The sequence below is a fragment of the Janthinobacterium sp. ROICE36 genome, from assembly GCF_002869965.1.
Classification (GTDB): Bacteria; Pseudomonadota; Gammaproteobacteria; order Burkholderiales; family Burkholderiaceae_D; genus Janthinobacterium.
Genome location: NZ_PEBS01000126.1, coordinates 1 through 7801, shown reverse-complemented (window position 1 = coordinate 7801; position 7801 = coordinate 1). Strand labels below are relative to the sequence as shown.

7 protein-coding genes are annotated in these 7801 nt (G+C 55.1%); all 7 read left to right on the top strand.

The window, feature by feature from the left end; all coding sequences use genetic code 11:
• Positions 1 to 404 precede the first annotated feature (404 nt).
• The 7 genes from CSZ94_RS26390 to rfbD all read left to right on the top strand — a co-directional run bounded on the left by CSZ94_RS26390 (position 405) and on the right by rfbD (position 7499).
• Positions 405 to 761: a diacylglycerol kinase gene (locus CSZ94_RS26390; RefSeq protein ID WP_102124219.1), complete on the top strand. Its 357-nt coding sequence runs from the start codon at positions 405 to 407 to the stop codon at positions 759 to 761.
• 275 nt (positions 762 to 1036) lie between these two features.
• The gene (locus tag CSZ94_RS26385) at positions 1037 to 2455 is read left to right on the top strand and encodes a mannose-1-phosphate guanylyltransferase/mannose-6-phosphate isomerase (RefSeq protein ID WP_102124218.1); all 1419 of its coding nucleotides are present in this window, start codon (positions 1037 to 1039) and stop codon (positions 2453 to 2455) included.
• 77 nt (positions 2456 to 2532) lie between these two features.
• Positions 2533 to 3996, top strand: coding sequence for an undecaprenyl-phosphate galactose phosphotransferase WbaP (gene wbaP / locus CSZ94_RS26380; protein WP_102124217.1), 1464 nt, complete (start codon positions 2533 to 2535; stop codon positions 3994 to 3996).
• Between the two features lie 51 nt (positions 3997 to 4047).
• On the top strand, positions 4048 to 5127 hold the full coding sequence (gene rfbB, locus CSZ94_RS26375; RefSeq protein ID WP_102124216.1) for a dTDP-glucose 4,6-dehydratase: 1080 nt from the start codon (positions 4048 to 4050) through the stop codon (positions 5125 to 5127).
• Positions 5127 to 6017 (top strand): glucose-1-phosphate thymidylyltransferase RfbA, encoded by an 891-nt coding sequence (gene rfbA / locus CSZ94_RS26370; RefSeq protein ID WP_102124215.1) that lies wholly within the window; start codon positions 5127 to 5129, stop codon positions 6015 to 6017. The genes rfbB and rfbA overlap by 1 nt, the downstream gene beginning before the upstream one ends.
• A 23-nt stretch (positions 6018 to 6040) precedes the next feature.
• A complete protein-coding gene (gene rfbC / locus CSZ94_RS26365; RefSeq protein WP_102124214.1) occupies positions 6041 to 6586 on the top strand; it encodes a dTDP-4-dehydrorhamnose 3,5-epimerase in 546 nt (181 codons plus the stop codon).
• 40 nt (positions 6587 to 6626) lie between these two features.
• On the top strand, positions 6627 to 7499 hold the full coding sequence (gene rfbD / locus CSZ94_RS26360) for a dTDP-4-dehydrorhamnose reductase (RefSeq protein WP_102124213.1): 873 nt from the start codon (positions 6627 to 6629) through the stop codon (positions 7497 to 7499).
• The last annotated feature ends 302 nt before the right edge of the window (positions 7500 to 7801 follow it).

The following is a 7801-nucleotide window of genomic DNA, read 5'->3' as shown; positions in this document are numbered from 1 at the left end:
CGGCTGTGAAGGGCTTGGGTCATGGCGCTGGCGGTGAGGTGACAGGAATCAACAGTGTACTCAACAGGCGCCTGGCTTTGAAGTAGGGCAAGCTGCGAATAGGAATATGATCACCCAATTCTAAACAGGTAGGTCCATCCTGCAGCTTGATGTCGAGCCAAAAGGTGAAGGCCTGGTAATGCAACAGTTGACATACTCAAATATGTCAACTTTTGCAATAAGAGCCCTTTTCATTTGAAAATGGGCTTTTTTACTTTTTAGAAAATAACGAACAGGCTGACGTCAGCTTTTTTGTTTTGACGGACGATGCAATATTGCGCAGGCACACCTGTGGTATTCATTTATCCATTAAGAAACCCAGCTGCCATGTTCGTGAGATACCCTATTCAATCGCCTCATTCACCATGAAGAACCAGCCCTTTTTCAAGCGCATGGGATTTGCCTTGAGCGGCATTGCCGTCGCCCTTCGTCTGGAATCGAGCTTTCGCTTGCACTGCCTTGCCGCCCTCATGGTCGTGATCGTGCTCGCCTGGAGCAAGCCGGCGATGCTCTGGTGGGCGCTGCTGCTACTCAACTGTGGCTTGGTGCTGGCCGCTGAACTGTTCAATACGGCGCTTGAACACTTGATCGACCATCTGCATCCTGACTTGCACCCCAGCATCAAGATCGCCAAGGACTGTGCGGCAGGAGCTGTTCTCATTCTCAGCTTGAGTGCCGTCTGCATTTTTGTTGCTTTTCTGTTTGAAACGCTTTCCAGTTGAGTAGCTATAGCTACCAGGCAAATTACAATGCATGGAGCGCCAAGGCACCTGCTGCCCACCTCAATATTCGCGACGGTGAAAAAAAACACATGGATTCTTATAGTTCATTAAAATAATACCCTTTTTAAATATTTAATCTTTACCAATAATAATTTTCTGCACGCCTTGTGCATACATGCATGGCAATTGCGTAAAACAATCATCGCTTTTTTCGAGCGACTAACGACTCAGTTCCCCATTTGGCGACGCTGTTTTAACTTTGAATTGATGCGTAAATGAATACTCCCCTCGTACCAGTGATTCTTTGCGGTGGTTCCGGCACACGCTTGTGGCCCCTTTCGCGCGAAGGCTACCCTAAACAGTTCTTGCGTTTGTCCGGCGAGACCAGCATGTTGCAGCAGACGCTGCAACGGCTGGCTGGTATTGAGGCCTTGGCGCCGGCTTTGCTGGTGTGTAATGAATCGTCGCGTTTCATTGTCGCGGAACAGTTGCGTGAGATAGGCCTGAACAACGCCCGCATGGTGCTCGAACCGATGCGCCGCAATACGGCGCCGGCCATTGCCACAGCGGCCCTGCAAGCCATGGAAAACGGCGACGACCCCATCCTGCTCGTATTGCCTTCCGACCATGTCATCCTGGATACCCCAGCGTTCCACCGCGCCATCGACCAGGCGCGCGATGCTGCAGAGCAAGGCAATTTGCTCACCTTCGGCATTACCCCTAGCGGACCGGAGACTGGCTACGGCTATATCCGCGCCGAGGGTGGCGCAGCTGGCCAGGTCCAGCGTATTGTCGAATTTGTCGAGAAACCGGCCTTGGCAATGGCTGAACATTACATCGCCAGCGGCGATTACTTCTGGAACAGCGGAATGTTTGTGTTCCGCGCCAGCCGTTACCTGGCAGAACTTGAACGCTTTCAGCCTGCCGTCGTCGCGGCGTGCCGGGAAGCGCTGGCCAAGGCGAAAAGCGACCTCGATTTCATCCGCCTGGACCACGATGCCTACGCCGCCAGTCCCGATATCGCCGTCGATTACGCCGTCATGGAGCGTACCAGCCATGCGGCCACCATCGCGCTCGACGCCGGCTGGAACGATATCGGCTCATGGGCCGCCGTCTTCGACGTGGCAAAAAAAGACGCCAACAACAATAGCGCCCAAGGCGATGTATTGCTGCAGGATTGCAATGATTGTCTGGTCCATGGCAATAGCCGCCTGGTGACCGCCATCAGCATGCGCAATACCGTCATCGTGGAAACGGCCGACGCCGTATTGGTCATGGATGCGGATCACGCGCAACATACCAAGACCCTGGTGGCGCAGTTGATTGCCCAGGACCGTGCTGAAGCCACCATGCACCGCGAAGTGTTCCGACCATGGGGATCGTACGATTCCATCGGCAACGGCGAACGCTTCCAGGTCAAGCGCATCACCGTCAAGCCGGGCGCCAAACTGTCACTGCAAATGCATCACCACCGCGCCGAGCACTGGATCGTGGTATCCGGCACGGCCCAGATCACCAATGGCGACAAGGAATATTTGCTGACCGAAAACCAGTCCACCTATATCCCCCTGGGCGTCGTCCATTCTCTGGCCAACCCGGGCAAGCTACCGCTGGAACTGATTGAAATTCAATCAGGTAGCTATCTGGGCGAGGACGATATTGTCCGCTTTGAAGACCGCTACGGCCGCGCCTGATCGAACAAATACACAATCTCCGTACATGCGGCGTCGCAAGAATTCACACTGAAGTTTATAAGGTTTAGCAAGTCATCATGAAACCAATCGAAGGCGTCTTTGTACAGGAAGTAAAATGGTATTGCAGCAGCAGGGCGGAAAAATACTTTCTCACCTTTGCCGATGCACTTGCCCTGTTCATGGCATTCTGGCTCGCTGGGAAATGGACCCTCGATAGCAGCGACTTGAACAGCTTCGGGCTGGATAGCTCGCGCCTGCTCAGCTATAGCCTGCTATCCCTGGTCACTCTGGCGATCTTCAAGCTGAAGGGCCATCATGCCAAACGTCGTCCGTACTCAAATGAAATCAAGGAACTCCTGAAGGTCACCATGGTCATGGGCCTGATCGACGCCGCCCTGGTCTTCCTCGACAAGCGCGACTCCTCGCGCGAAGCACTATTGGCCACCTGGCTGCTGGTGCCGTGCTGTGTCCTGCTACTGCGCGGCATGGTCAAATACCTGCTGATGAAAGCTGGCGGCTGGAGACGTCCCATGGTCATCATCGGATGGGGAGACAATGCCTTGCAAACAGCGCGTGCCTTCGATGAAGAAGCGTTGATGGGCTATCGCCTGATTGCATTCCTGATACCGGAAGGCCAGGAGCGCTTCGAGCATCACTACCTCAACCTCAACAAACAGGCCGTCCCATGTATTTCACTCGGTGATGATCCAGAAAAAACACTCAAGATGCTGGGCGATCCGCATGCGGTCGTGGCGCTGGAGCAAGTTGGTATTGATACCTACCAAGGCATGATCCAGCAAGTCGGCCGTTGCGTTGCCAATATGCAAGTGGTACCTGCCGTACGCGGCCTGCCCCTGTATGGCATGGAGGTCAACCATTTCTTTGCACATGAAGTGCTGCTGCTGACCATGCGCAACAACCTGGCCCGGCCAGGTTTACAGCTGATCAAACGCTGCTTCGACCTGACGACGTCGCTCGGCGTGATGATCGTCGGCGCTCCCATCCTGCTGTGGATTGCGGCCAAGGTATTGGCATCGGGCCGCCCCATCTTCTATGGCCACAAGCGCGTCGGCCAGAATGGCAAGCATTTTCTCTGCTACAAGTTCCGCACCATGGCGGTGAATGCCGATGTGCTGTTGAAAGAGTTACTGGAACGCGACCCGGCCGCCCGTGCCGAATGGGACCGTGATTTCAAACTGAAAAACGACCCGCGCATTACCTCGATCGGCCACTTCCTGCGCCGGACCAGCCTCGATGAATTGCCGCAACTATGGAATGTGCTGAAAGGCGAAATGAGCTTGGTCGGGCCGCGCACTGTGGTCGATGCGGAACTGGAGCGATATGGCCCCCAAGTAGACTATTATCTGGAAGCCAAACCCGGTGTCACGGGTCTATGGCAAGTCAGCGGCAAGAACGATGTCAGCTACGATACGCGCGTCTATCTCGATGCCTGGTATGTCAAGAATTGGTCTCTGTTCAACGACATCGTCATTTTGCTGAAAACGGTCAAAGTCATCTTCAAGAAAGATGGCGCATATTAACAAAATATACAGTGTAAAATTTAATAATTTACAAGACAAAAGGATAAGAGCATGATTTTAGTTACCGGCGGCGCCGGCTTCATCGGTTCAAATTTTGTACGCGATTGGCTGGCGGCCAATGATGAGCCCGTCATCAACTTCGATAAACTGACTTACGCAGGCAATCTCAGTAATTTAGCCAGCCTGGAGCAAGACCCGCGGCATATTTTTGTACGCGGCGATATTTGCGATACCGCTCATGTCTCCCGCCTGCTGGCAGAACACCAGCCACGCGCCATCGTGCATTTTGCGGCAGAAAGCCATGTCGACCGCTCGATCCATAGCCCAGGTGAATTCATTTCGACCAACGTCAACGGCACTTTCAGCTTGCTCGAAGCCGCGCGCGCCTATTGGTCCGGCCTGAAGGGCGAGGCCAAGGATGGTTTCCGTTTCCTGCACGTCTCGACCGATGAAGTCTATGGCACCCTGGGTCCGCAAGATCCGCCATTCACGGAAACGACGCCGTATGCGCCTAACAGCCCCTACTCGGCATCGAAAGCAGCATCCGACCATCTGGTACGCGCGTATTTCCATACGTATGGCATGCCGGTGCTGACGACAAACTGCTCGAACAACTATGGCTCTTTCCATTTCCCGGAAAAACTGATTCCCCTCATCATCAGCAATGCCCGTGCTGGTAAATCCTTGCCTATCTATGGCGACGGCATGCAAGTGCGCGACTGGCTGTATGTGGGCGACCATTGCTCGGCGATTCGTCGCGTGCTGGAAGCGGGACGCCTGGGCGAGGTCTATAACGTGGGCGGCTGGAATGAAATGGCCAATCTGGAAGTCGTGCACACCTTGTGCGACATCCTCGATACGCTCGATCCCAAGGCTTCCGGCAGCTATCGCGAACAAATCACCTATGTGCAAGACCGCCCTGGTCACGACCGCCGCTACGCCATCGATGCACGCAAGATCGAGCGCGAACTGGGCTGGAAGCCGGCCGAAACCTTCGCCACCGGCATCCGCAAGACCGTCCAGTGGTACCTGGACAACCAGACCTGGGTACGCGATGTCCAGTCTGGCGACTACCTGAAGTGGGTAGAAAAAAACTACGCGGCACGCGACACGGCCCAGGAGCAGCAATAATGACAACTATCGAACGCAAGGGCATCATCCTCGCTGGCGGCTCCGGCACGCGCCTGTATCCCGTTACCATGGCCGTATCAAAGCAGCTGCTGCCCGTGTATGACAAGCCGATGATCTACTATCCGCTGACCACCCTGATGCTGGCCGATATACGCGATATCCTGATTATTTCAACGCCGCAAGATACACCGCGCTTCCAGGAGTTGCTCGGCGATGGCAGCCAATGGGGCATCAAGCTCAGCTACGCCGTGCAACCCACGCCCGACGGCCTGGCGCAGGCGTTTATCATCGGCAGGGAGTTTGTCGGTGATGCTCCATCGGCCTTGATTCTGGGCGACAACATCTATTACGGTCATGATTTCGAAACCCAATTGCGCGAAGCATCGGCACGCACCAGTGGCTCGACCGTGTTCGCCTATCATGTCACCGATCCGGAACGCTATGGCGTGGTCGATTTCGACGCGCAACGGCGCGCCATCAGCATCGAGGAAAAGCCGCTCAAGCCAAAATCGAACTACGCCGTCACCGGCCTGTATTTCTACGACAGCCAGGTGTGCGACATCGCCGCCGGTATCGCTCCGTCACCGCGTGGCGAGCTGGAGATCACCGATGTCAACCGCACTTATCTGGAGCGGGGCCAGCTGAACGTCGAACTGATGGGCCGCGGCATGGCCTGGCTTGATACAGGCACGCATGAGTCCCTGCTGGAAGCGGGTCAATTCATCGCCACCATCGAGAACCGACAAGGCTTGAAAGTTGCCTGCCCGGAGGAAATCGCCTACCGTAAAGGGTATATCGATGCCGCCAAACTCGAAGCTTTGGCGCAGCCCTTGAAAAAGAACGCTTACGGCCAATACCTGCTGCGCCTGCTCGAAGAAAAAATATATTAAGGCCTGATCGGCTCATCCATACCATGCAAATTCAAACCACAGCCATACCTGACGTCCTGATCATCGAGCCCACCGTATTCGGCGATGACCGGGGCTTTTTCTATGAAAGTTTCAATCAGAAGCGCTTTGGCGAACTGACTGGCGTCACGCGCGACTTCGTGCAGGACAACCACTCCAAGTCGGCCAAGGGTGTGTTGCGCGGCCTGCATTATCAGATCCAGCAGCCGCAAGGCAAGCTGGTGCGCGTCAGCGCTGGCGAAGTATTCGACGTCGTCGTTGACCTGCGTAAAAGGTCGCCAACTTTCGGAAAGTGGGTCGGCGTAGTGCTGTCGGCCACTAACAAACGCCAGTTATGGATACCTGAGGGTTTCGCCCACGGCTTCGTGGTGACCAGCGAGAGCGCAGAGTTCCTGTACAAGACCACCGACTATTGGGCGCCGGAATTCGAGCGCAGCATCCTGTGGAATGACCCTGCGATCGGTATCGACTGGCCGCTGGATGGTGAACCGTTACTGTCTGGAAAGGACAAAGTCGGAACGCTGCTGGCCAATGCTGACGTCTTCGCCTGAGCACTGTAATACAGCCTCACCACCATTCACGGGAACAAATATGAGCCGTATCTTAATTACAGGAAAAAACGGCCAGGTCGGCTACGAACTGGAACGCAGCCTGCAAGGTCTGGGAGAGATCATCGCGCTAGACCGCAGCCAGATGGACCTGGCCGATCTGGACCAAGTGCGCGACGTGATCCGCCGCATCAAGCCGACACTGATCGTCAATCCGGCCGCTTACACCGCTGTCGACAAGGCCGAAAGCGAACCTGAACTGGCACTGCGCATCAACGGCGAAGCGCCGGGCGTGATGGCGGAGGAGGCGAAAAAGCTGGGCGCCGCGATGATTCATTACAGCACCGACTACGTGTTTGATGGCTCGAAAGATGGGCCCTACGTCGAAACCGATCCGACCTGCCCGATCAATGCCTACGGCAGCAGCAAGCTGGCCGGCGAACAGGCGATCAAGGCCACCGGCATCCCCCACCTGATCTTGCGCACCAGCTGGGTCTATAGCACGCATGGCAAAAACTTTCTGTTGACCATGCTGCGCCTGGCAAAGGAGCGCGAAGAACTGAGTATCGTATCCGATCAGTTCGGCGCACCGACGTGGAGTCGTACCATTGCCGATACCACGGCGCATATCGTGGCGCAAAGCCTGACGGCAAACGACCAGCAAGCATGGTGGCAGGGACGCTCCGGTCTGTATCATTTGACGGCGCAGGGCACGACGACATGGTTTGGCTTCACCGAAGCAATCATGGCCCATGCAACGATCAATAACAAGCCCAAACTGAAGCCAATCCAAGCCAAAGACTACCCGGTGCCGGCGAAACGTCCGACCAATTCGGTACTGTCGTCGCGACGCTTGATGGATACTTTTTGCGGTCTGCCTCAATGGCAGGAAGCATTGAAGCTGTGCCAAGACTGAACCAGTACCCAATCTAAGGAGGACCTCGATTAACCTCGATTCCAACAATTGGCCTCCTAACAGGGTGTTGAAAAAGGACCCCAGTCCTTCGGATTTTGTCGCCAGACATGCGAATTTTTCGGGCTGGAAGCCGCATTTTTCCTAAAAAGCAGTTTTCAGCCACTTTTCAGGCCGTTTTTTGACATTTTTTAGCGCTTTCCGTACTCTATGGACGGAGTTATCCAACCACCGCCGATAAACGCCAGCCAAAGATCGTCGCCATGCGCGTCAGGTTGTAAGCGGCGAAAGTGAACGTGGTTTGT